We start from the raw sequence: 25,593 nt of genomic DNA on the forward strand, positions 1-25,593 counted from the left end.
TTTTACATTTTAAAAACCGAATTAGAAACCGGCACATTAATCTGTTTGTTCTTAAAAGTAATCAATGTAAAGTCATCTGAGGGTTCAATTAGTTTTAATTGCGTTACTTGATAATTTTTTTCAGAAAAGCTAAGCTGAAACGAGGCTATAAAACGGCTCATTCTCTTTTCCTTTGGAATAAAATGTACTGTAAATCCTTTGTCTGATTTGTAATATGAAATGGAAAACTCTTCGTCATTAAACATATCACCTTTAATACTATTGATAAGCAACGAGTTGAAGCTTTTAAATAATTTATTTGAACTTAAATCAATATTTTTTGTCGAACCTGCATCAAGCACTGTTAATTGATTTCCTTTAAAAATCACTTCGTATGTGTAAGGTTTGGTGTATTCCCAACGAATAGCATCTGGGGATTTAAACGTTAATATCCCTTCTGAAATAGCACCATCATTTAAAAACTCCATTTGTTTTTCCTGTACAAAATCGCTTACAATGGTTTCAGTTTGTTGCGCAGTTTGTTTGACGTGTTGTTTAAATTGGTCAATCTCAGTAGATGTCAAAGGTATTTGCGCAAAACTTTGATGCACAAGTAAACTGAATAGTATGATTATAAAACTTCTCATATTATTTTTTCTTTAGTAACGTATCAATAGCTACCGTTTGATATCCTTCTTTTTTCAGAAATTGCAACAAACGTTCCACAATTTCAGGGCATCGGGAATGTGTATCGTGCAATAAAATAATGGAACCCGGCGAAATACGTTTTTGTATTCGTTTAAGTACTTGGGTTGGGTTTTTTATAACCGTATCGTATGAGCGAACATTCCAACCAATTACCGTATGATTTGTCTCTTTTAAAGCCTTTGCAATCGAGGGATTGGTCACTCCGTAGGGCGGTCTAAATAAAGTATTCTTTTCACCGGTTATTTTTTCAATTAAAGCATCGGTTTTTGAAAGTTCTTCAACAACCCTCTTTTTTCTGAAAAAACCAAAATTTGTGGCGTGTGAATACGAATGATTTCCAATCGTATGCCCTTCGGCAACTATTTGTTGTGTTATTTCAGGATGCTTTTCTATGTGTTTCCCAATGCAAAAGAACGTAGCTTTTGCGTCATACGATTTCAGTAGTTGTAGCATTTGAGGCGTATAAGCTGTATTTGGACCGTCATCAAAGGTAATTGCTACTTGTTTTTTATTTTGGTTACCTTTTATAACGGCAGCAGTGAAAAATCGCCATCGCATCATAAACGAGCCTACTGCTACGATTAAAAGCCAAAGTAACAGTATTGTTATGTACAAAACAGGTGATATCTCATAGAAGAAATCAATTATGCCAATAGTGAGTAAAACAATGGCGGCAAGTATCGTTATCTGATCAAATTTTAGCATTGGGTTAAAAGTACAAAACTGTGTTGGCTTCCTTTAAATTGATTGTACAATAAAACAGTTTTATATGATTTGCTTTCAGCTTTACGAACAAAAAATTGTTTTGGAAGTGTTTTTCCTTCTATTAATTGTGCCCCCATCCAAAAAGCAAATGCGGAAACTGTATAATATTCCCCAACATAATTTTTGTACTGAAGAAGGTCTGTTTTGGAGAATAACTTCTCAATATGTTGGTAATACACATCAAAAGCATCGCCGTTATTTCCTAAAATTACGGCATCGATTTCTGAAGAGTCGACTTTGTTTCTTTTCAGAAAATTATGCATTTCAGAAACTATATTTTCGCCAGCAATTTTTGAGTTAATTTCAACTGCTTTTAAAACCGCTACAGTTCCTTCTTTTCTTTCTGAAGACAACACACAAAAAGTGGCGCCTTCACTTAAAGGTACTTGAATGGGTTGCTTTTGGTTTTGTTCAACTACATGAACATAGTCCACAAACTCAGTTCCCAATTCGTCCACCCCACCGATTAAAATGTTGTTAGCTTCTCCAGCTTCAACTTGTAATTGCGCATCTACCAAAGCCGACTCAAACGAAATCGAACCGTGTGCATAGGTTGTATTATACCCTTTACATTTTAAGCCAAGAGCAATCTGCCCCGCAACCGTATTGTGGGTGGATTGTATAAAAGCCGTTGGTGTTAAAAACTGCTCCTCATTCTCTATCAACGTATTTAAAAAGGTTTCGGTATCGGCTATACAACCCAAACCAGAACCTGTGATAATGGCATCGGGTTGTTCTATGTTAGCTTTTTCTAATGCTTTTTTTGAAGCAACAACACCCATTTTTACAGCTGGTGACATTCTTCGTAATTGAGAAAGCGGAATAAAGTCGCGATACGTTGGATGAACTGCTGAAATTTTATAATCTGAATGTTCTTGTATTTCAAAAATAGTATCGTTTTCAGAAAAACTGTTTTGTACCGAAATGTTCACTACGCTATGGATGTAACACGTTTTCATCGAACTATTCTAGTTAATAAAGCTGAAGTTGTACAGCCTAAAGTATTCATTAATATATAATAATTTCATGATTTTAATGGGCATTTTATGCCTCGGAAAAAATTAGTGATGAACAATTTCCTCCAAATCCGAATGAATTGGATAAGACGTGTTTTAGCTCTATCTTCTGAAGTTGCGTAACCGGAACCAAACCTGTTTCGGGCATAGTCATTTTAAAACCTAAATTGGCGAATATGCTATTTTCTTGCAACGCCAATACAGAAAACACAGCTTCCACCGCTCCAGCAGCAGCTAAAGTATGACCGGTAAATGCTTTAGTAGAACTAAAACTTGGTGGTTTTTCATTAAAAATTCGTTGTAATGCGACGCTTTCAGACAAATCATTATTCTGCGTTGCGGTTCCGTGGGCATTTACGTAATCAACATCTGAAGGTTGTAAACCTGCAATTTTCAATGCTTTCTTCATTGCCAAGTAAGCCCCATCACCCGTTTTTGAAGATGCAGTTTGATGAAAAGCATCATTCGCATTGCCATACCCACTTACATAAGCTAAAGCAGATTTATCTTGCGCTGCAACCACCTCATCAGATTCTAATACTAGATAAGCAGCGGCTTCGCCTAAGTTTAAACCGCTTCGATTAGCATCAAAAGGCGTACAATTGGATTCACTTAAAATCATTAATGATTTAAAACCATTGATGGTGAATTTTGACAATGCATCGGTTCCGCCAACTACAACTCGATCCAGTTTTCCAGCTTTAATGAGTCGTGCGCCTAACATAATGGCATTTGCCGCTGACGAACAGGCGGTGCTAATTGTTGTCACGTAATCGATAATCCCTAAAGAGGTTGCGATTTTTTCAGTGCTATCACCCACATGGTGACTCGAAATATGTTTTTGAACTTCTGGGTTTGAAGCAAATTGCTTCCAGTAATTTTCGGTCATATCCATGCCGCCAACTGTAGTAGCAGAAATGAGTCCCGTTTTGTATTCTGAAATAGATGTAATTCCCGCATTTTGAACTGCTTCTTTCGCAGCCAAACATCCTATTAAAGCAGTTCGAGTATAGTTATTATCTTCTGGAAGGTTTAATTTTTTTTCTATTTCAGCATTGGTAAAAGCCACTTCCCCTACTTTAATAAACTCTTTATGATGGGTTTTAATGTGTTTTGAAATTCCTAATCCACTTTTTGAAGTAAGAAGCGCCTCCAAGTTTTCTTCAACCGAATTGCCAATGGCAGAAACAATGCCCATTCCGGTTATAGCGACTCCTTTTTTCATTCAGGTATTATTTAGTACGATGCTCAGTAATATAGGCTGCCAATACATTGATGGACTGAAAAATTTCTTTGCTTTTTTCAGGGTCGGTTAGTTTTATGCCATAATCTTTATCGAGCATCACAATTAGCTCTAACGCATCGATAGAATCTAGTCCTAAGCCATCGCCAAATAATGCATCGTTATTATCAATATCTTCAACGGCGAATTCTTCGAGGTTTAATTGCTTGATGATATTCTCTTTCAGTTCCTGTTTTAATGCGTTCATCAACTTTGGGTATATAATTTTTTAATTGTTTCTTCCGTATGAGGAAGGGTTCCGTTTGGGGATGCCAAATATAAAAAAGAATTATATCCTTTTTCATCTATTTCGGTCCAACCACACAAAACTTGAGCCGCCTTATTATTCTGAGCTAAACTTTCAGCGTATTGCTTCAAAAAAAGCGGATTAAAATCATCGAATACAAAAAAGGCGTTTTCGCCTTGTATCTTGTGCCGAATACACACTTCGCCCATTCCAATATTAGGTAAAGTATACACAAATACTGCTGGACTGGGATAAAAATTTTCAATACTGTTTATCGAATCTTGATACTTTCTATCGGTATCCAAACTGGCACTTTTATTAGACAACACAACTGCCAGCTGTTCTTTTTCTTCCGAAGAAATTGTTAGTTCATTCAATAAAATTTCAGCCGTTAAAAAAGTAAGTTTACTCAATCGATCCATTTTAAAAAACTTAGGGTATTCCCATTGCTGATTTTTGTAAACCTGCTTCGCAAATTCTGAAAATCCTTGTTCGTTATCAACAGATACAATTTTCTTGCCATTGCAAATAACGGTTCCATTTTGCACGCTGCACCAGGCTTGTATGTTTAGTTTAGTGTTCAAAAGCGACTTTTTTAAAGAGTACGGCGGTGTTACTACCACCAAAACCAGAAGCTGTTTTTAAAAAGGTGTTGATTGTTTTCTTTTCCACTTTTTGAATGATGTTCAAAGGTTTTGAAACTCCTGATTCGTCATATCCTAAAGATGTAAATAATTTGTTTTGCTTCATCGCTTCAAAACCGATAATGGCTTCTACCAACCCAGAGGCCCCTAATGTATGTCCATAATACCCTTTTAAACTATGTAGGGGAACCTTTTGTAAATTCGCTCGATTAAAAGCAATCGCTTCCATTTCGTCATTATAGATTGTTGCGGTACCGTGGGCGGAAATTAAATCGATATCAGTTGCTGAAATGACAGCTTCTTGCATAGCAGATTGAATGCTTTTTAGCAAGCCTTCCCCTGTTCTCGATGGACCTGAAATGTGGTTGGCATCGTTGCATGAGCCATCGCCAATAACCTGAACGGATGTGTTTTTTCTTTTTTCAGAAGAAATAACAACCGATGCTGCCGCTTCGCCAATACTAATGCCATTTCGGTATTTTGAATACGGTTTACAAGGACCATTACTCAACGCTTGAAAGGTATTAAAACCGGTAACCGTAAATTTTGAAACCAAATCGCCTGCAACAACCACAGCGTTTTCATATACGTTATTTTGAATAAGACGCTTGGCGACAGCAACCGCTAAAATCCCTGAAACACACGCGTTAGAAACCACAATCGGTTCTTGTTTAAAACCAAAAAAAGATTGAATTTTCTTCCCTAACATCGGTAAATATGCTCGTTCTCCTGAAAAGGAATTGTCAGGGTCGAGCGCATCGATACTTCCTTTTGTGGTGGCAATAATCAAGGCGGTTTTTTCTGAAATATGAAGCTTTGACTTTTCTAAGGTTTCAGCAACCGAAAGCAACATCATTTTCTCCAACTTCATAAATCTGGATGGATTGCCCAGTTTTTTAAAAGCAGCATCAATTTTTTCTGAAGCAATCATTGCTGCGTAAAAAGGCGTGTCCAAAATATCGTTCTGATGTTGTTCGTGTATTCCAGATTGTTCTTTTTCAATAGCAGACACGTTTTCAGAAACTGAAAATCCCAAAGGTGTAATAAGCGAAGCTTCTTGTATGTAAACAGGCTTTTGCATTAGGGTTTTAACATCGTTTTCATCTCGGTCGTCGCAATCACTTCTTGCTCCAGTTTGGTCGTTGTTTTTACCAAGGTAATTCCTATCGCTTCGTGTATAATTTCTATTTCAGTTTCAATGGTTTCATTGACAGCCGGTGTTTTTAATAGTTCAGCTTTTTTTATAGCGCCAATATACCCTCCTTTGGTCGGTTTTTGCTCTAAATACCCAGTATATCCAGTATGTAAGGCTACGGATTGAGCGATGTGTTCCAGTAACCCGGTTTCGGATAAAAAGCCGTCAGCAACAAATATATTTTCTTCGGAAATGGTCAGTTCTGAAACCAAGGATTTTTTATCATAATACACCAAAGCATCGACCATAATCATAGGTTGACGCTGCGGAAGAAATTCTTCCAATACAAACGGATCGGTAATTGGGAATCGTAATTCTTTCAAAACTCAATTGCATTTAGTCAATATCATCCCAAAAGTCGTAAAAATTAAACCATTGCAGCGGGTATTGATTTAAAATCTCTTCTAAACTTTGGGTGTATTTAGTTAATAAACCACTAGCATCGCGTCGTGTTACCGCCACTTTTCTTGCGTATAAATGGTAATGTCGTTTGGGTTCGCGCATAACATATACAAATAACACGGGTACTTCTAATCGAGTTGCTAAAAGAAAAGGACCTACCGGAAATTTTGCTTCTTTCCCTAACAGCGGAGCTTCTATCGTTTTAGCTACATCCATATATCGATCGCCAGAAATACAAACCATTCTATTTTGAGCTAATGCAGCATTTATTTCAAAAATATGGGACATATCATCTTTTACAATGATAAAATTATCTTGCTTTCGGTTTATCACCGAACCCACATATTCTTTAATATTCTCGTGGTCTTGGTCGGTGATAACAATGCTAATATTCGCTTCTTCATCTAAATCATTAAAAAAGTACTGCGCCATTTCAAAGTTACCAACATGAGCACTAATCAAGATTCCACCTTTATTAAGCGCCAATGTTTCTTTTAAATTATCAATCCCGTCAAACTCATAGGTGTATTTATCACGAAGTCCAGATTGAATGGCGATTCTATCGACCAAGGTTTGTCCAAATTGGTAATAGCCTTTGTAGATATTAATCGAACTTTTTAACCAAGAGTATTGCCTCCGGTTGTGGAAATAATAAAAAAGCCCTCGAACGTTTTTTCTAGAAAACAAACAAAAATATGGAATGGGCAAATGCATTAACGCATACGCAGCACGGATACCAAAGTTTTTGATAAAAAAAACAAACACTTTAAACCCGAAGACCGTACCTCGTGATTTTCCGTCCCACTCTGCCGCCATGTGCGTTTTTAAATTAGTAATCAGATTCGTAGCAAAATTACAGGATTTTTTGGCTTAGGAGTAGATTCCGCCATTTATATTAATGACCTCGCCCGTGATGTACGATGCTTTTTTTGAAGCTAAAAAAGACACCAAATGTGCTACTTCTTCAGGGTTACCAAAACGATTTAACGGAACCAATTTTTTAAGCTCTTTTTCGTCTAAGTCTTCGGTCATCTCACTTTTAATAAATCCTGGCGCGACTGCATTCACAGTAATATTGCGTTTTCCAACTTCCTGAGCGAGCGACTTGGTTGCCGCGACCACTGCTCCTTTCGCTGCAGCATAATTTACTTGTCCAGCATTGCCTTTTACTCCAGCCAACGAAACAATATTGATAATACGACCGTACCGATTCATCAACATTTTTTGAATAAGATGATTGGTTACGTTAAAAAAGCCGTTGAGATTGGTGTTGATTACAGAGCTCCAATCACCTGGCTTCATCCACATAAAGAGTCCGTCTTTTGTAATTCCGGCGTTGTTGACGAGTACTTCAATTATTGCTTCGGGATTATTTTTCTGAAAATCTTCTAACGCATCAACCACGGCTTTTCTGCTTGAAACATCAAAAGGAAGTAAAGAACCTTTCCCTCCCGCTTTTTCGATGGCCTGTAAGGTTTCAAGAGCGGCTGTTTTATTTTGATTGTAGTTTATAAGGATGTGATACTCGCTATCGGCAGCTAATTGTAAGCAAATTGCTTTTCCAATTCCTCGTGAACCTCCTGTAACTAGTGCGAACTTCATATTTCAGAATTAATTAGATGTTCTTTTACTTCTTTCACATACGGGTACATCACTTCATCTTCCTTAAACGCCGGAACAATCGCCCTGATTTCATCATACATCTTCTTCGTTTTTGAAGAAACTTCCCCTTGAATTTTCAGATATTCTATCGCCTGAACCACTGTTATCAATTCAATGGCGACTACTTCAAAAGTGTTTTCAATTACTTTTTTGGTAAGTAACGCTGCATTCGTCCCCATACTCACAATATCCTGATTGTCATTGTTGTTTGGAATGCTATGTACATACATCGGGTTGGAAAGCGTTTGATTTTCAGCTGTAGTGGAAACAGCTGTAAACTGCACGCCTTGCATACCGTAATTTAGTCCTAATTCGCCAAGGTTTACAAACGGCGGAAGGATTCCGTTGAGCTTTGAGTTTAGTAAGTAGTTTAACTGACGTTCGGCAAGCATACTCATTTTAGTGACCACTAATTTTAGCTTATCCATTTCTAACGAAATGTAATCACCGTGAAAATTTCCGCCGTGATATACTTGTTGTTTTTCAACATCGACAATAGGGTTGTCGTTAGCCGAGTTTACTTCTTCCAAAACAATTTTCTCCACATTTTGCAGCGTATCTAACACAGGACCTAAAATCTGCGGCACACAACGTAACGAATAATATTCCTGTACTTTTTCTTCAATCACAGCATCTGTTACTTTTCCATTGTATAAGTGATGTTCGCGTTTTCGGCTCAATGTACTGTCTTGCAAATGATCTCGCATTTGTTTAGCAATTTTCTGTTGTCCGCTGTGCTTTTTAGCTTCATTTAATTCAAGAGACAGGTGATCGTCGTACGCTTTTACAATTTCGTTGATAGCAGAAGAGCACGACACTACCCAATTAAGTAAACGCTTTGTATAAATTGTATTTAGAATACCTACCCCAGACATAATGGATGTACCGTTCATTAATGCCAATCCTTCGCGTAGAGCAACGGTAATCGGTTGTAGGTTTTCAGTTTTAAAAACTTCGGAAGTTGGTTTTTGCTCACCCTTATAGATCACTTCTCCTTCGCCAATCAATACCAATGAAATATGCGCCAACTGAACCAAATCGCCACTTGCCCCTACGCCACCGTGTTCATACACAACCGGGATGATATCTCTATTAACAAGCGTCGTCATTAACTCAATAACCGATGGATGCACCCCAGATTTACCAATCGCCAACGTGTTTAAGCGAGCCAACATAGCTGCTTTTACATATTTTGGTGGAATAAGGTTTCCCGTACCTGAAGCGTGGCTTCGTATTAAATTATACTGAAGTTGAATGCGTTTGGAATCCTCAATTTTATATTGCGCCATCGGACCGAAACCCGTATTGACACCGTAAATAATTTTATTTTCAGAGAATTCCGTTAAAAAGTCAAAACTATCCTGAACGGTCTTTAAAACCGAATCGTCAATGGATATTTCTTTTTCAGAAAAAACCACATCATAAAAATCTTGAAGATTCAAACCTTCTTTATCTATCGTCATTTGAAATAAATTGGAAATTTTAGCAAATTATCCTGCAATAACCAACGTAATGTAGTTATTTTGGGATGTAAAATTATAATAAAAAACTATTCTTTTACCCTTATTGAATGACTGAACAAGAAGTTGACATTTTAATAATTGGCGCTGGACCTTCGGGTTCTGTTGCAGCAGCCTATTTACACCAACAAGGTTTTAATGTAAAAGTAGTAGAAAAAAGTAAGTTTCCTCGGTTTGCTATTGGCGAAAGTTTGTTGCCACGATGTATGGAACATTTTAATGAAGTGGGATTATTAGATTGCCTTACAACGCAGAACTTTCAAATAAAAAAAGGTGCCCGATTTTTAAAAGAAGATAAAAGCTGTCATTTCGATTTTAAAGAAAAACACTCAACCGGTTGGGATTGGACCTGGCAAGTTCCGAGAGCCAAGTTTGATGAGACATTGACCGATGAACTTCAAAAAAGAGGCATTTCTATTTCTTTTGAAACCGAAGTGATACATATTGAATTTGAAAAAGATGGAGTTTCAAAAACAACCATAAAGACCTCAGAAGAGAAAACAGGTTTTATTTCAGCAAAACATATTATTGACGCTAGCGGTCCCGGACGTGTTATTCCACGATTTTTAAATCTTGTAAAACCTACAACATCTCAAGGGAACTCATCAATTTTTACGCATGTTGCAGACATTAATAGACCTGAAGGTGAAGAAGGCACATTAATTACCTTCGATGTGGTTACTGATGAAGCTTGGCTTTGGGTCATTCCTTTTTCGAATGAAACAACCAGTATTGGTTTTGTAGGCCCTTCAGAGTTTATAGATTCTTTTTCGGGTACTCCTTCTGAAAAACTTCGGAAACTTTTAAATCTTTCAAATCACTACTATAACCGGTTTGAAAACATTGACTTTTTATTTAACCCCAAACAATTCAATGACTTTGCAACCCCCATGAATTCTTTATATGGAAACGGTTATACCATCACCGGTAACAGTGCCGGTTTTTTAGACCCTGTTTTTTCTTCAGGTGTAACCTTTGCAACCGAATCTGGTTTATTAGCCGCTAAATTAACTGCCAAAAAACTACAAGGTGAAGCAGTCGATTGGAAAAATGATTATGAAAACCATCTAAAGCAAGGGGTTTCTGTCTTTAAAACTTATGTAGATGAGTGGTATTCTGGCAACCTTCAGAAAATATTTTTTGCCGACACCATAAACCCTGAAATTAAAAAACAAATCTGCGCAGTACTGGCTGGTTATGTGTGGGACACCAGCAATCCCTTTGTAAAAAACCACAAACGTTTGGTTAAAACTCTTGCGAAAGTAATTGAAATTGAACGTAATAGTTAAGACATAAAAAAATCCCGAACTAATGAAAGTTCGGGATTCTTGTTGGCCCACTAGGGCTCCCTTCGACTATTGCCTCGTGCCTCGGCAATGCTCAGGGTAAACTTCTCGCCCGTATATCCTTTAAATAAAAAAAGTCTCAAGCTTTAAAAAGCTTGAGACTTTTGTTGGCCCACTAGGGCTCGAACCTAGACTCTTCTGTACCAAAAACAGACGTGTTGCCAGTTACACCATGGGCCAATACCGTAATGCGGTTGCAAATTTAATACAAACTTTTTCTTTCGCAAATAAAAATACCAAAAAATATTCCTTCAATGTAAAATTTTTAAAAAATCATAAAATAACACATAGTTTCGGGACGTTACATTGTTTTGGTAGTTTGCACTACGTATATTATTAGTAAATTCGCCACAACAAAAACTGTACGAGCTTATGGCTTCTTTCAACTTTAAAAAATGGAACCAGATTTTAGGTTGGTCCGTATTTCTTATATCCCTTATTACTTACTGGCTTACAGTAGAACCCACTGCCAGTTTTTGGGATGCTGGTGAATATATAACTACAGCAAGTAATCTAGAAGTTGGGCACCCACCCGGAGCTCCTCTGTATCAATTATTGGGAGCATTTTTCTCCATTTTTGCTATGGAAGCTTCAAACATTGCACTTACTATTAACCTGATGTCGGTTTTTGCCAGTGCTTTTACCATTTTGTTTATGTTTTGGTCGCTTACTATTTTATTAAGAACAGTGGTCTTAAAGCATAAAGAATTAACCAAAAGCTCTGCCATCGCAATATTAGGGAGTGCTGTGGTAGGATCGCTCAGTTTTGCTTTTACCGATAGTTTTTGGTTTAGTGCTGTGGAAGCCGAAGTATATGCTTCTTCAGCATTTATCACTGCAGTTTTATTTTATTGTGGCCTGCGGTGGGAACGTGAAATGAATACACCAAGAGGCGATAGATGGGTTATTTTAATTTCATTTATCATAGGGCTTTCCTTCGGGATTCACTTTTTAGGACTGCTTACTATTCCAGCTATTGGGTTTTTATACTTTTTCAAAAACTATAAAACAATTTCCGTTAAAAACTTTATAATTGCTAATGTAGTGATGGTAGCGATCTTACTGTTTATCTTTAAGTTATTGTTGCCGATGACCTTGAAGTTTTTCAGTGCTTCGGAACTCTTCTTTATAAACAGTATTGGCTTGCCTTTCCATACCGGGACACTTATTGCTGGTATTTTATTTATTGCATTGTTTTATTTCGGATTACGTTATACCCGCAGAAAAAACCATACACAGTTCAACACTTTGTTGCTTTGTGTGCTGTTCATTTTTATAGGTTTTTCAAGTTGGTTGATGCTACCTATTCGTGCTAATGCGGGAACCGTAATTAATGAAAATAACCCTGACAATGCCCGAGAATTATTAGCTTACTATAATCGAGAACAATACCCACAAACCCATTTATTTTATGGTCCTCTATTTACTGAAGCATATGTAGGTTTAGATCCAGACAATCCATATAAAGATGAGAAGCCAAAATATGAAGAAGATGAACAAGCTGGTAAGTACGTTATTGTAAACGAATATAAAAACGCTGGGCAAAACAGTGATGATTCACAAAAAGCATATCTACCCAGAATGTGGAGTGTAGAGAACAATGCTAATTATCTGGAGTTTACAGGAGGACTCGATTTTACAATAAAACCCGAATACCGAAATGAAAAACGATTGGTACAGGAGGTAAACAAATTTAAACAAGCTTACGACCAAGGTGTCGTAGATAGTAAAGACTACGATGAGTTTTTACGTGAGTTTGGGTTAGCACTCAATATTGAAAAACCATCCTTTGGCCAAAACCTCAAGTTTATGTTTGAGTATCAGTTTGGTTATATGTATTGGCGCTACTTTATGTGGAATTTCGCCGGAAGACAAGATGATGTGCAAGGTCAATATACCGACCTACACGGAAACTGGCTTAGTGGTATCGACTTTATAGACGAACTCCGTTTAGGCTCACAAGACAATCTGCCTAGTGATGTTAAAAACAACAAGGCCCGAAATACCTACTTTTTCTTACCGTTAATATTAGGGGTTTTAGGAGTAATATTTCTCTTTAAAAATGATAAAAAGAAATTCTGGGTCCTACTCGTCTTTTTCCTGTTTACAGGCCTAGCCCTAAAAATATACCTCAACGAACGCCCTTTTGAACCTCGAGAACGGGATTATGCGCTTGTAGGTTCGTTTTACATATTCGCTATGTGGATTGGTTTTGGTGTCTATGCCCTTTTTGAAATGGTAAAAGAATACCTGTCACCCAAAATTGCCATTCCGGTGGTTCTTGGTGCCACGTTATTAGCTTCACCTGTATTATTAGCCTATCAAAATTGGGATGACCATGATCGTTCAGGTCGATATACCGCTAACTCGATGGCAAAAATGTATCTCGATTCGGTTGATGAGAATGCTATTTTGTTTACCATTGGCGATAACGACACATTTGCCCTTTGGTATGCTCAAAATATAGAGGGTTACCGTCGAGATGTTCGTATTATCAATACTAGTCTCTTTCAAACAGATTGGTATATAGACGATATGAAAAAGAAAGCGTTTACTAGCGACCCTATTCCGTCGCAATTAACGCACGATAAATATCGATATGGAACTCGAGATTTTCTTTATTATCAAGAAACCAAGCAAGATACCGTCGATATTAAAACTTGGATGAATTGGGTTGCAAACGATAGTCCTGCTACACGTGTAGAGCTGGAGAGTAACCAAATGGCAAACACCTTCCCTTCAAAAACCATCCGTATTCCGGTTGATAAAGAGGCTGTATTACGCAATGGTATTGTTCCACAGGAAGATGCTGATAAAATTGTAGATGAGATTTTTATTCAGCTAAAAGGAAATGTTATTTACAAAAACCGAATGATGATGTTGGATATTATCGCCAATAACGACTGGGAACGTCCTATTTACTTCAGCGGCGGTGCTTTTGGCGATGACGACTATTTATGGATGAAGGATTACCTTCAATTAGACGGAGTTGTATATAAATTAGTACCTATACGAACACCTGTTAACCCACGTAATCCGTTTGACATGGGCCGTGTTGATACCGATAAAATGTATGATATCGTTATGAACTGGGATTGGGGAAATAGCGGAAGTCCAGATATATATCACGACACCGAAACTAGAAGAAACGGTATCACGTACCGAAGCAACTTAGCGCGTTTAGCCGAAAATTTAATTAATGAAGGCAAAAAAGAAAAAGCTGAAGATGTTTTAGACTTAGCAATGGAAAAAATGCCAGTTAAGTATTTTGAATATTACTCGCTATTAGAACCTTTTGTATTAGGATATTATGAAGTAAACAAACCTGAAAAGGCCCGAGAATTATACGAAGAAGTCGCTAAAAAATATCAAGAAAAGTTGTTGTATTACAGCGGAATGAAAGTAAAAAAACAATACAATATTGCCGATGAAATCATCAGTGATATGGAACGTTATCGCGGCTTAGTCGATATTATAATAGTCTACGATAATGAAACTTTTGCTAAAGATGAAGCTTCTGAATTTAATGACTATTTAAAGCTCTTCCGTCATTTTTATAATGAAAATGAAGGGGTTGATGTTGAGAAAGACCTTCAGGAAAAAGAATCTATCCAGATAATGGCAGATTCAGTTCCGGATGAAGTTCTAAATGAAGCGATAGAAGAATAAAACAGTGAAACTACGTTTGGTAACAGTGCCCAAATTTGTGCAACGGATCTATCCGAAGCGAATTTGGGCATTGCCAAATAATGACAAGAAAGTTTACTTAACTTTTGACGACGGCCCCATCCCCGAAGTGACCCCATGGGTATTAGACACCTTAAAAAAATACAACGCCAAAGCGACTTTCTTTTGCATTGGCGACAACATAAAAAAACATCCTGATATTTTTAAACGAATCCTTGCTGAGGGTCATTCGGTAGGGAATCATACTTTTAACCATTTAAATGGCTGGCAAACGAGTACTCAACGTTATATTAATAATGTGTCACTTTTTGAAAAAGAACTACAAGCACAGAGCTTTCATCATTCGTCGCTCGTATCTCGTACCTCGCTATTCCGTCCACCTTATGGAAAAATCACTTCAAAACAAGCTAACCTGCTTCAAGAAAAAGGATATAAAATTATTATGTGGAGTGTGTTGAGTTATGATTATGATGCTTCGGTTTCTAAAGAACAATGCCTTCATCACGTATCACAAAACATACAACCCGGAAGCATTATCGTGTTTCACGATAGTATAAAAGCACAAAAAAACCTCCGGTATGTGTTGCCGAAGGTTTTGGATAATCAAAAATATGCTTTTGAACCAATATATTTTCTTAATTTACAATAAGATTGTACGAAGTAACTAAGAAATCCTCATTTGGTGCTGATAATTTTCTTACATAAATCTCTATATAATCATCTAAATCTACTGAGACTGTACCGATAATTGATACAGTTTGTCGTTGATTAGTTTGTAAAACATCAACAATTGCCTCAGTCCCTGTAACCAAAGCACCATTTTTATATATAGAAAATCCTAATCTTGTTCCCGTAGTTGCAGTAAAAGAAACTGTTCCAAAAACATTAAGAGCTCTTTCTTTTTCTCCCCTATATATAATTCGGTTTTCACTATTTCCAGCTGTACCCTCAGTAATTCTAAAAAGTCTAATTGCATTTGTATTTACAGGTAATTTAAAAGCAGTATTATTTGTAATACTTACTACACCTGCCGGATTAGTTGTATCATAATATATATTCCCCGTCGCAACATCATCGCTTTCTTTTGGAATACCTGGACAATCTACTACCCAATCATTGGTGAAATTATAACCTGGATAAGAACCACTGCCATAGCCATTAACAGCGACTCCTGTTCCTGTACTCGTGAAAGTTACATTACTAAGCGTTGCTGCTTGTGTAACAGCTGGATTACTGCTTACGTTAAGTCCTGCTTCCCCATTATCGCTTACAATAACACCTCCTTGTTGTTGAATAATATCAAAACTTCCATTCAAGGTTTCAAACGTACCAGTATTTGTTGCATTCCAGTAAATATTTGTAAAAAGCACCTGGTTGACATCTGTTAGCGTAATACCATCTTGATTTCCAACATATTGGATAATGCTACAAAAAACAATGTTGAAATTTGAAAGAGTACCGATGCTACTAGCACCAAAAACACTCAAATTTTGGAAAATAAGGTTATTATTTGCTCCAGGGTTTGTGATATCAAAAACTTGCTGGCCATTGGCATTAATACCAAAACTCCGTATACTGCCACCAGAACCTGTAAATAAACTACCACTGCCTGTAAATTTAAGAATATCTTCCCCTACATCATTACCTATAATATAAGCTCCGTTTAACTCAATACTTGAAGAAACCTCAATTTCTCCATTTAACTCATATAAAGTATCAGTATCTAAAACTATATTCCCTCCTCCAGCATCAGGAAAATCATCTTCACTTTTAACCAAAACATAATTATCTCTTTGATTAGAGCTTGAGTTAATTTTTACCCATACAGAATTAGTGGAATCATAATAATAAAAAGAGTCCTCATCAGTATCGAAAACCAACAAACTTTCTGCAGGTGTTGTAATAGCATTTCTTTGTATTGTGGTCATCCTAGGAGCCAATAATCCTTGCGAGTCAGATTGAATATCCAACATAGAAGAAGGATCTGGTGTTACTGTACCAATCCCTACTTGGGCGTAGGTAATTATGGTAACTAACAAACTTAAGAATAATAGGGATTTTTTTTTCATAGTTGTGTAGGTTTATAAAGTTGAATATACGTATATGATACGTTAATCATATAATATAAGTATTTTGTCGGAAAACTAAACTTTTTTTTCAAGATTTTCGATAATTAGTTAATTTATTTTAACACAATTTTAGAAAATTGACGTTTCGTTACCTTAATACAATTAAAATTAGTTATTCTATTATAAATAATTTAATATTCAATTAATATACAGCCTGTTATAAACATTTAATTTTACCATTGAAAAGAAAACTCTTTTCAACAGCATATAATATTAAAGTCGCTTTTGAGGAGGAGCGGCTTTTTTATTTATTAAAATTTAGAAAAAGTGAAACCAATCTTACAAGCATTCCGTATCTATTAGTAAGTGTGAAGAGTACTTACTATTTGCACTATAAATCACAGGTAAAAGTCGTTTTTGAGGAAGAACGGCTTTTATTTTTTTATGGAAACACCCTATTTCTGAAGTCTTCTTTTTACTTTTGAAGTAAACACAATTTTACATTCCATGTCTGATAAAAAACGTCTGTTCCTTCTCGATGCTTATGCCCTAATATTCCGTGGTTATTATGCACTTATTAAAAATCCACGAATCAACTCGAAAGGGCAAGATACTTCAGCTATTATGGGTTTTACTAACTCCCTGTTTGATGTTATTCGCCGTGAAAAGCCCGATCACATTGCTGTTTGTTTTGATAAGGACGGTAGTAAAGAACGAAAGGAGATGTACCCAGAATACAAAGCCAATCGAGACGAAACTCCAGACGTTATTAGGCAGTCCATCCCGATAATCAAAGACATTATTAAAGCGATGCACATTCCGTGTGTGGAAATTTCAGGGATGGAAGCCGATGACATAATTGGCACCTTGGCTAAACAAGCCGAAAAAGAAAACTACCAAGTGTTTATGGTAACACCCGATAAAGATTTTGGTCAATTAGTTTCAGAAAACATTTTTATGTACCGTCCTGCCAGAATGGGAAATGCCATTGAAATTTGGGGAATCCCTGAAATACAAAAACGTTTTGGGGTAGAACGCCCCGAGCAAGTGATTGATTATTTAGGAATGATGGGCGATGCTAGTGATAACATTCCTGGATTACCTGGCGTGGGTGACAAAACAGCCAAAAAATTTATTAAGCAATTTGACTCCATGGAAGGCTTGTTAGAAAATACCGACCAGCTAAAGGGTAAAATGAAAGAAAAGGTTATTGCCAATGCCGAATTAGGAAGGCTTTCAAGAAAGCTGGCCACTATTTTTACAGATTGCGAGGTTACTTTTAATGAAAAAGATTACGAAATGTCGATGCCTGATTCTGAAAAAGTTCAGGAAATATTTGAAGAGTTAGAATTTAGAAGGCTACGTGATCAATTTTTAAAACTCTTTTCCCCGGAAGGAGCACAAGAAGAGGTGACAAAGGTTTCCAATTCTGAATCTGCTGAAAAGGCTTCAAAAACTGCAGGAACTGGTCAGTTTTCATTATTTGGGGGCGATGGTGAAGCAACTGCAGATGCAGAGGAGTACAACTCTCGAAAAACAATAAAAGATACCGAGCATTTTTACCAAACCATTCAACCAGGAATGGGCACTAAGTTGTTTCTTCAGAACTTAATGAAACAAAAAAGTGTGTGTTTTGATACTGAAACTACAGGTTTAAATCCACTAATAGCTGAGCTCGTTGGAATTGCTTTTTCTTGGGAAACAGGAAAAGGTTTCTATATTCCTTTTCCAGAAGATAAAGACGGAGCACAAAAACTTATTGAAGAATTACGCCCATTCTTTGAAGCCGAAGACATTGAGAAAATAGGTCAGAATTTAAAATATGATATTAAAGTATTGGCCAAGTACAATGTAGAGGTGAAAGGCAAGCTGTTCGATACAATGTTGGCACATTACCTAATCAACCCAGATATGCGGCACAATATGGATGTATTGGCTGAAACCTACCTTAATTACACACCCGTTTCTATTACTGAATTGATTGGCAAAAAAGGGAAAAACCAAAAATCGATGCGTGATGTTCCAGTGGAAGACCAAACGGAATACGCGGTAGAAGATGCCGATATTACGCTCCAACTAAAAGAGCATTTTGCCAAAGAACTAGGCGATGCAAACACCCAAGAGCTATTTGATGACATTGAAATTCCGCTACTTCGTGTATTGGCAGACATGGAATTAGAGGGAATTAAATTGGATAAAGAATATCTTGGCAGTCTTTCCGAAGCGCTTAATAACGATATTAATCGCTTAGAAAAGGACATTTACGAAGAAGCTGGAGAAGAATTCAACATCGCTTCACCAAAACAGTTGGGTGATATTCTCTTCGGAAAAATGAAATTGGTTGATAAACCTAAAAAAACCAAAACGGGACAGTTCTCAACTGCAGAAGACGTACTTTCCTATTTAGCGAAAGACCATAAAATAATTAGAGATGTATTAGAATATCGTGGTTTGGCAAAATTAAAGAGCACGTATGTAGATGCATTACCAGAACAAGTGGAAGAAAGCACCGGTCGCGTCCACACCGATTATATGCAAACGGTTGCCGCCACTGGGCGATTGAGTAGTAACAACCCGAACTTACAGAATATTCCTATTCGTACCGAACGGGGTCGTCAAGTGCGAAAAGCTTTTGTGCCTCGAGATAAAGACTATACATTACTAGCTGCCGATTATTCGCAAATTGAATTACGCATCATTGCTGCTTTAAGTGAAGAAGATACGATGATTGAAGCTTTTAAAAATGGCGAGGATATTCATGCTTCTACTGCTGCTAAAGTATTTAACGTCCCAATTGATGAAGTGACAAGAGAACAGCGTAGCAATGCTAAAACCGTGAATTTTGGAATAATTTACGGTGTTTCAGCATTTGGATTAAGCAATCAAACCGATTTAACCCGAAAAGAATCGAAGGAACTCATCGACACCTATTACAAAACTTATCCAAAACTTCGCAATTATATGAGCGAGTTGGTCGATTTTGCCCGTGATAATGGATATGTACAAACTGTTTTGGGAAGGCGTAGATATTTAAACGGCATTAACGGAAGCAACGCCATAGTACGTGGTGCTGCAGAACGAAACGCTGTAAATGCACCTATACAAGGTAGCGCTGCAGACATTATCAAGTTAGCGATGATTAACATTCACGAAAAAATGACTGAAGCTAAATACAAAAGTAAAATGTTGCTTCAGGTACACGATGAATTGGTGTTCGATGTCTATAAACCAGAATTGGAAGAGCTTCAAAAGCTCATTAAAACCGAAATGGAAAATGCTTATAAAATGAACGTTCCGTTAGATGTTGAAATTGGTTTAGGTGATAATTGGCTAGAAGCGCATTAATAGCGGTAGGCTTCATAGATTATAACTAGCCCTTCGTCATCACCATCATCCAGATACGAATCTACATTTAAAGTAAAACCATCTGCATTAAAAGAGGTTAACGTTGCTGATGTAATTCCATATTGTGATGCACTTGTACTTCCATTTTGGTCTGCATATCGTACTCCAATGCAACGACTATCAGAAGCATATCTAGAAATATCATTAATCGAATTACCAGACCCCCCAATATATATTACTTGCTGAGTTGGAGTAACTCCTCCGTCATCTCTAGCAAACCCCCTCATACTACCAAAAACATTTTCAACCCTATTAACATTATCGCCAACCTCATTATCATTATCAAGGTTATTGGCTTCTACATTGGCATAGCCTGTAAATGTAACTTGTCTCGGTTGAAAAGGTATAGTTGAAACATCAATATTCCCTGCTGCATCCATATTTGAACTATTTATAATAAACGTACCTACATATACACTTGGAGTTGTATCTATTAGTTGTCTCCATTCAGTTCCATTCCAATAATAAAATCCAGCTGGGGATAATCCTCTTGTGCCATCATTATAAACCAATGTACTTACCACAGGATCTCCTCCCCCATCGGGATTTGTAACAGTTGTCACATCACCAGTAGAGGTAAGTGCAACTCTTGGAATCAATATACCGCTATTCGTAGAAGTAACATCTAGCGCAGCTTCAGGACTAGTATTAGAAATTCCAACTTGCGCAAAAGAACTGAACGTTATAATTAAAGAAAAAATAAAAGTGAGGGATTTATTCGAAACATAATTGGGGATTTTCTGCAAAACTTATAATATGTAACGAAATAACCTACAAAACGGTTTTAATTAAGATTTACTTTTCGATGAAATACTCCTTTTATAGCCAACATGCTTTACGATATGGAATATAGATTAATAAAGACCTTTAATCTAAAAGATATCTTGAATCAATTTATTTTATGCTATAAATAGTGTAGTGATATCCAAACTCGCAAACTTATAAAACAACCCTTTTGTAAGTTGCATATTTTTTATGCTTTGATGTGCCTATTTGGTATCTTTAATGTTTAAAATGTTGCTATGCGAAAATTGATTTCAAAAAAGAAACCGGCTTACGAAATTACCGATGCCTTGTCCGAATACCTAACCAAACACGGTCGTAACAGTAAGATCACGATTTATTATGACGATTTGCTACGGTTTCAAGGTTCAGTTTCTATTTATGATAAACACGGAAACGACACCCTTTGGATTAGTGTATATTATTCTGAATTCGAACGCGAAGAAATAGATGCCAGTTTAAAGCGCATGTATTCCATTTTGCATTCCGATGGTAGCGATACCTTATTACCTTATCTTAGTATTGATAGTATCGACTTTTGCACCTTCGGAAATTCAAAACCATTTCGTGTTAAGGTTAGAAACATTTTAAACGACAACTATTTATTCCTCTATATTAAAAAAGCCGATGCTTCACGTATTTATGGACTAGAGCTAGAACACCTACTCTCCCCTAATCATATCAACTTTTTAGTGCACGGCAATACGCTAATTGAAGAACACATTTCAGGAATTCCCGGTGATGACTTTATTGAAAACGAATTGGCGAAATGCTCTGAGCAACAAAAAAAAGAGATCGCCAAAGAGTTTGTAAAATTTAACGAGCGCTGTTTTGTGAGGTTGTTAGGCGATATGCGATCGTACAATTATGTAATGGTCCTTACCCACGATTTTGATAGAATTCAATATAGAATCCGTGCTATCGATTTTGACCAACAAAGTTATGAAGGCAATGCTAAGGTTTATAAACCTCAATTTTTAAAAGAAAACAATGAATTGGTTAAAATGACAATGGGATTATTGCAAGAAGAATCCATTGAACAGTACAAACGAGAAGAACGATCTTTATTAGCAAAAAGAGCGGTAAGTGAGCAAAGTCGATTAAAAGAAATCATGGATTGTATGAATAGTGACACCATCTCACCACCCGAAAAGATAAATCAATTAAAAAAAGACCTTTTTAAACTAACTGGAGATGTAAACTTTAAAAAGTCGAAAAACATGGGCGAGATATTGCAAAGCGCCTTAGATTTCATTATCCGAAATTATAAAAATGAAAACCCATACTATATTTCATAAAAAAATTCAGAAAACTAGTTAAAAATTATTATGCGTGCATAGTATTTTTTATATTTAGCAGCATATTAGTTTTTCAGAAAAAAGCCACACAACATCATGGATATTAAAAAAGTATTAGTTGCCAACAGAGGAGAAATTGCAATTCGTGTTTTTAGAGCATGTACCGAGATAAATTTAACAACCGTTGCCGTTTTCACCTATGAAGACCGCTACTCGCAACATCGTTACAAAGCCGATGAAGCTTATCAAATTGGTAAAGACGACGAGCCGTTAAAACCTTATTTAAACGGTGATGAAATTATTGCTTTGGCAAAAGCGAAAGGCGTAGATGCCATCCACCCTGGTTATGGTTTTTTATCTGAAAATTCTGAATTCGCGCGTAAATGTGCCGAAGCTGGGGTCATATTTATTGGTCCAGACCCAAAAGTGATGGATGCCTTGGGTGATAAAATTACAGCCAAAAAAATTGCTGAAAAGTGCAAAGTGCCTACCATTAAAAGTAACACAAAAGACCTTACTTCTTTAAAGATTGCCCTTTCTGAAGCTTCAACCATCGGATATCCAGTTATGCTAAAAGCTGCCTCAGGAGGCGGTGGTCGTGGTATGCGAATTATTAGAAATGACAACGACTTAAAAAATAATTTTGAGTCGGCTCAAAGTGAAGCCGGAAATGCCTTTGGCGACGACACCATGTTTTTAGAAAAATATGTAGAAGAGCCGAAGCACTTAGAAGTACAAATTGTTGCTGATAATCACGGAAATATCCGTCATTTGTATGAGCGCGATTGTTCCGTACAGCGCCGTCATCAAAAAGTGGTTGAAGTGGCTCCTTCTTATAATGTTTCAGAAAAAGTAAAACAATCGCTTTACAAATATGCCGTTTCTATTGCCGAAGAAGTAAGCTATAATAATGTAGGGACAGTAGAATTTTTAGTAGATAAAAATGACAATGTGTTCTTTATCGAGGTAAACCCACGTATTCAGGTAGAACATACAGTTACCGAAATGGTAACGGGAATTGACTTGATTAAATCTCAAATTTTTATTGCCGGTGGTTATAAACTTTCGGATAAGCAAATTAAAATTTACGATCAAGACTCGCTTAAAACCTACGGTTTTGCACTGCAATGTAGATTAACGACTGAAGATCCTACCAATAATTTTACACCAGATTATGGCACGATTACCACCTACCGAAGTGCTTCGGGGATGGGAATTCGCTTAGATGCTGGAAGTATTTACCAGTCGTACAGTATTAGCCCTTTTTTCGACTCGATGTTGGTAAAAGTTTCAGCACACGGCCGAACGTTAGATGGTGCGGTTCGGAAAATGGTTAGAGCATTAAAAGAATTTAGAATTCGTGGTGTAAAAACCAATATTCACTTTCTTCAAAACGTAATTCAACACGAAACGTTTAAAGAAGGAGCGGCAACGGTTAACTTTATTGGCAACACACCTTCCTTATTCGATGTAAAGTTACCGCAAGATAGAACAACGAAAATCACCAATTATTTAGGGGAAGTCATTGTAAACGGAAATCCCGATGTAAAGTTTATTGACGAGAATAAAAAATTCAGAAACCCTACAATTCCTATTTACAGCCCTGCAGAGAAATTCCCAAAAGGCACAAAAGATATGCTTACCGAAATGGGACCTGAAAAATTCTGTGCGTGGTTAAAAGACGAAAAGAAAATACACTATACCGATACGACTATTCGTGATGCGCACCAATCATTATTGGCAACACGTATGCGAACGTACGATATGCTAAAAGTAGTCGAAAGCTACGCTAAAAACCATCCAAACACCTTCAGTATTGAAATGTGGGGCGGCGCTACCTTCGATGTCTGTATGCGGTTTTTAAACGAAAGTCCGTGGACGCGTTTACGGGAATTACGGGAGCGCATGCCTAATATTCTTTTCCAAATGTTACTTCGAGGCAGTAACGGCGTAGGCTACAAAGCCTATCCAGATAACTTAATCGAAAAATTTGTAGAAAAATCGTGGGAAAACGGTGTAGATCTTTTCCGCATATTCGACTCCTTAAACTGGGTGAAAGCGATGGAACCAAGCATTAACTATGTTCGAAACAAAACTGGCGGAATTGCAGAAGCAGCCATAAGTTATACCGGAGATATTCTAGATCCCGATGAAAGCAAATACACCCTAAAATACTATACACAACTAGCAAAAGACTTAGAAAATGCCGGTGCGCATATGATTGCCATTAAAGATATGGCCGGTTTATTGAAACCGTATGCCGCAACCGAATTGGTTTCTGCCTTAAAAGATACGGTGAACATTCCGCTGCATTTACATACACACGATACTTCTTCAATCCAATCGGCTACCTATTTAAAAGCCATTGAAGCGGGTGTAGATGTAGTTGATGTCGCTTTGGGTGGTTTATCTGGGTTGACATCGCAGCCTAATTTTAACTCAGTAGTCGAAATGATGAAACGCCATGAACGTGCTCACGATTACGATATTAAAAAGCTGAATGAATTTTCTAATTATTGGGAAGATACCCGCGAAGTGTATTATCCATTTGAGTCTGGATTAAAAGCAGGAACGGCCGAAGTGTATCAACACGAAATCCCGGGCGGGCAGTATTCCAATTTACGTCCGCAAGCGGAAGCGTTAGGACTTGCTGACCGGTTCCACGAAGTGACCAAAATGTATGAGCAGGTAAATGAGCTCTTCGGAAATTTGGTAAAAGTAACCCCAAGTAGTAAAGTAGTGGGCGATATGGCCATCTTTATGGTCACGAACGATTTAACACCTGAAGATGTGATGCAACGCGGAAATGAAATTTCGTTCCCAGAGTCGGTTATCAATTTCTTTAAAGGCGATTTGGGGCAACCTTTGGGAGGTTTTCCAAAAGAGCTTCAAAAGATTATTTTAAGAAATGCTGATCCTTACACCGATAGGCCTAACGCACATTTGGAGCCTATTGATTTTGATACAGAATATGCTGCGTTCCGTAAGAAATTTCAGAAAGGATTCAGTCGTCCTATTGAATTTGAAGATTTTCTATCCTATAGCTTATATCCAAGGGTATTTGAAGACGCACATGAGAAGTATAAATTGTATGGAAATTTAGCCATTCTTCCTACGAAAAACTTCTTCTACGGAATGAAGCTACGTGAAGAAGCTATTATTGAACTGGAAGAAGGAAAAACCATCATCGTGAAACTGCTCTCAGTAGGAATACCAAATGATGAAGGTGTACGAATTGTTTTCTTTTCAGTAAATGGAGAAAACCGCTTTGTGGAAATCAAGGACAAATCAATTAAAGTTGAAAAAGAAGTCCACGTACCAGCAGACCCAGAAGATGCTAACCAATACGGTGCGCCGCTTCAAGGAATGTTGTATAAAATGCTCGTTAAAAAAGGTCAGGAAATCGAGGAAAACGAGCCCTTGTTTGTGATTGAAGCCATGAAAATGGAAACTACTGTAACTGCTAATAAAGCTGGAAAAGTAAAATCCATCACCTTAAAACCAGGCACCATGTTGATGAAAGGGGATTTGGTGGTGACGGTAGAGTAAGGTTAAGACAAAACTGAAACGTCGCACTGAGTGGAG

General features: G+C 37.0%; 19 protein-coding genes and 1 tRNA gene. 6 read left to right on the plus strand and 14 right to left on the minus strand.

Annotation, left to right across the window (positions count from 1 at the left end; translation table 11 throughout):
- Positions 1-2 precede the first annotated feature (2 nt).
- The 11 genes from AACZ92_RS00235 to AACZ92_RS00285 all read right to left on the minus strand — a co-directional run bounded on the left by AACZ92_RS00235 (position 3) and on the right by AACZ92_RS00285 (position 9,363).
- On the minus strand, positions 3-626 hold the full coding sequence (locus AACZ92_RS00235) for an outer membrane lipoprotein carrier protein LolA (RefSeq protein ID WP_339695491.1): 624 nt from the start codon (positions 624-626) through the stop codon (positions 3-5).
- 1 nt (position 627) lies between these two features.
- Positions 628-1,392, minus strand: a complete 765-nt coding sequence (locus tag AACZ92_RS00240; protein WP_339695492.1) for a polysaccharide deacetylase family protein — start codon at positions 1,390-1,392, stop codon at positions 628-630.
- Positions 1,386-2,411, minus strand: coding sequence for a beta-ketoacyl synthase chain length factor (locus tag AACZ92_RS00245; protein ID WP_339695495.1), 1,026 nt, complete (start codon positions 2,409-2,411; stop codon positions 1,386-1,388). The genes AACZ92_RS00240 and AACZ92_RS00245 overlap by 7 nt, the downstream gene beginning before the upstream one ends.
- A gap of 85 nt (positions 2,412-2,496) precedes the next feature.
- Positions 2,497-3,693, minus strand: coding sequence for a beta-ketoacyl-[acyl-carrier-protein] synthase family protein (locus AACZ92_RS00250; protein WP_339695498.1), 1,197 nt, complete (start codon positions 3,691-3,693; stop codon positions 2,497-2,499).
- Between the two features lie 7 nt (positions 3,694-3,700).
- Complete coding sequence (locus AACZ92_RS00255; RefSeq protein WP_339695501.1) at positions 3,701-3,958, minus strand: phosphopantetheine-binding protein; 258 nt, start codon at positions 3,956-3,958, stop codon at positions 3,701-3,703.
- Positions 3,958-4,581, minus strand: a complete 624-nt coding sequence (locus AACZ92_RS00260; RefSeq protein ID WP_339695503.1) for a 3-oxoacyl-ACP synthase — start codon at positions 4,579-4,581, stop codon at positions 3,958-3,960. Before AACZ92_RS00260 ends, AACZ92_RS00255 begins: the two co-directional genes overlap by 1 nt.
- The gene (locus AACZ92_RS00265) at positions 4,571-5,722 is read right to left on the minus strand and encodes a beta-ketoacyl synthase N-terminal-like domain-containing protein (protein WP_339695506.1); all 1,152 of its coding nucleotides are present in this window, start codon (positions 5,720-5,722) and stop codon (positions 4,571-4,573) included. The genes AACZ92_RS00260 and AACZ92_RS00265 overlap by 11 nt, the downstream gene beginning before the upstream one ends.
- Entirely contained in the window at positions 5,722-6,159 is a 438-nt protein-coding gene (locus AACZ92_RS00270) for a hypothetical protein (RefSeq protein WP_339695509.1), read from the minus strand. Before AACZ92_RS00270 ends, AACZ92_RS00265 begins: the two co-directional genes overlap by 1 nt.
- 13 nt (positions 6,160-6,172) lie before the next feature.
- Positions 6,173-7,054, minus strand: coding sequence for a lipid A biosynthesis acyltransferase (locus AACZ92_RS00275; protein WP_339695511.1), 882 nt, complete (start codon positions 7,052-7,054; stop codon positions 6,173-6,175).
- 54 nt (positions 7,055-7,108) lie between these two features.
- Complete coding sequence (gene fabG, locus AACZ92_RS00280; RefSeq protein WP_339695514.1) at positions 7,109-7,840, minus strand: 3-oxoacyl-ACP reductase FabG; 732 nt, start codon at positions 7,838-7,840, stop codon at positions 7,109-7,111.
- The gene (locus AACZ92_RS00285) at positions 7,837-9,363 is read right to left on the minus strand and encodes an aromatic amino acid ammonia-lyase (RefSeq protein WP_339695517.1); all 1,527 of its coding nucleotides are present in this window, start codon (positions 9,361-9,363) and stop codon (positions 7,837-7,839) included. The genes fabG and AACZ92_RS00285 overlap by 4 nt, the downstream gene beginning before the upstream one ends.
- Before the next feature lie 107 nt (positions 9,364-9,470).
- On the opposite strand from AACZ92_RS00285, the gene AACZ92_RS00290 reads away from it, so the two are divergent.
- A complete protein-coding gene (locus AACZ92_RS00290) occupies positions 9,471-10,709 on the plus strand; it encodes an NAD(P)/FAD-dependent oxidoreductase (protein WP_339695519.1) in 1,239 nt (412 codons plus the stop codon).
- A gap of 164 nt (positions 10,710-10,873) precedes the next feature.
- On the opposite strand, the gene AACZ92_RS00295 is transcribed toward AACZ92_RS00290, so the two are convergent.
- Positions 10,874-10,946 (minus strand) — tRNA-Gln (locus AACZ92_RS00295).
- A 192-nt stretch (positions 10,947-11,138) separates the two neighbouring features.
- Here AACZ92_RS00295 and AACZ92_RS00300 point away from each other — a divergent pair.
- On the plus strand, positions 11,139-14,435 hold the full coding sequence (locus AACZ92_RS00300; RefSeq protein ID WP_339695521.1) for a DUF2723 domain-containing protein: 3,297 nt from the start codon (positions 11,139-11,141) through the stop codon (positions 14,433-14,435).
- Between the two features lie 4 nt (positions 14,436-14,439).
- Complete coding sequence (locus tag AACZ92_RS00305) at positions 14,440-15,102, plus strand: polysaccharide deacetylase family protein (protein WP_339695524.1); 663 nt, start codon at positions 14,440-14,442, stop codon at positions 15,100-15,102.
- Here AACZ92_RS00305 and AACZ92_RS00310 read toward each other — a convergent pair.
- Complete coding sequence (locus tag AACZ92_RS00310) at positions 15,089-16,522, minus strand: hypothetical protein (RefSeq protein WP_339695527.1); 1,434 nt, start codon at positions 16,520-16,522, stop codon at positions 15,089-15,091. The genes AACZ92_RS00305 and AACZ92_RS00310 overlap by 14 nt on opposite strands.
- A 507-nt stretch (positions 16,523-17,029) precedes the next feature.
- Between AACZ92_RS00310 and polA the strand changes: the two genes are divergently transcribed.
- Positions 17,030-19,867, plus strand: a complete 2,838-nt coding sequence (gene polA, locus AACZ92_RS00315) for a DNA polymerase I (RefSeq protein WP_339695530.1) — start codon at positions 17,030-17,032, stop codon at positions 19,865-19,867.
- Here polA and AACZ92_RS00320 read toward each other — a convergent pair.
- Positions 19,864-20,673 carry a hypothetical protein gene (locus AACZ92_RS00320; RefSeq protein WP_339695533.1) on the minus strand — a complete coding sequence of 270 codons (810 nt, stop codon included), beginning with the start codon at positions 20,671-20,673 and terminating at the stop codon, positions 19,864-19,866. The two genes, polA and AACZ92_RS00320, sit on opposite strands and share 4 nt — an antisense overlap.
- 276 nt (positions 20,674-20,949) lie before the next feature.
- On the opposite strand from AACZ92_RS00320, the gene AACZ92_RS00325 reads away from it, so the two are divergent.
- Together AACZ92_RS00325 and AACZ92_RS00330 are read left to right on the plus strand one after the other, a co-directional pair.
- Positions 20,950-22,008, plus strand: coding sequence for a hypothetical protein (locus AACZ92_RS00325; protein ID WP_339695536.1), 1,059 nt, complete (start codon positions 20,950-20,952; stop codon positions 22,006-22,008).
- A gap of 96 nt (positions 22,009-22,104) precedes the next feature.
- Positions 22,105-25,557: a pyruvate carboxylase gene (locus AACZ92_RS00330; protein WP_339695539.1), complete on the plus strand. Its 3,453-nt coding sequence runs from the start codon at positions 22,105-22,107 to the stop codon at positions 25,555-25,557.
- Positions 25,558-25,593 lie beyond the last annotated feature (36 nt).

It is taken from the genome of uncultured Marixanthomonas sp., assembly GCF_963974425.1.
Classification (GTDB): Bacteria; Bacteroidota; Bacteroidia; order Flavobacteriales; family Flavobacteriaceae; genus Marixanthomonas.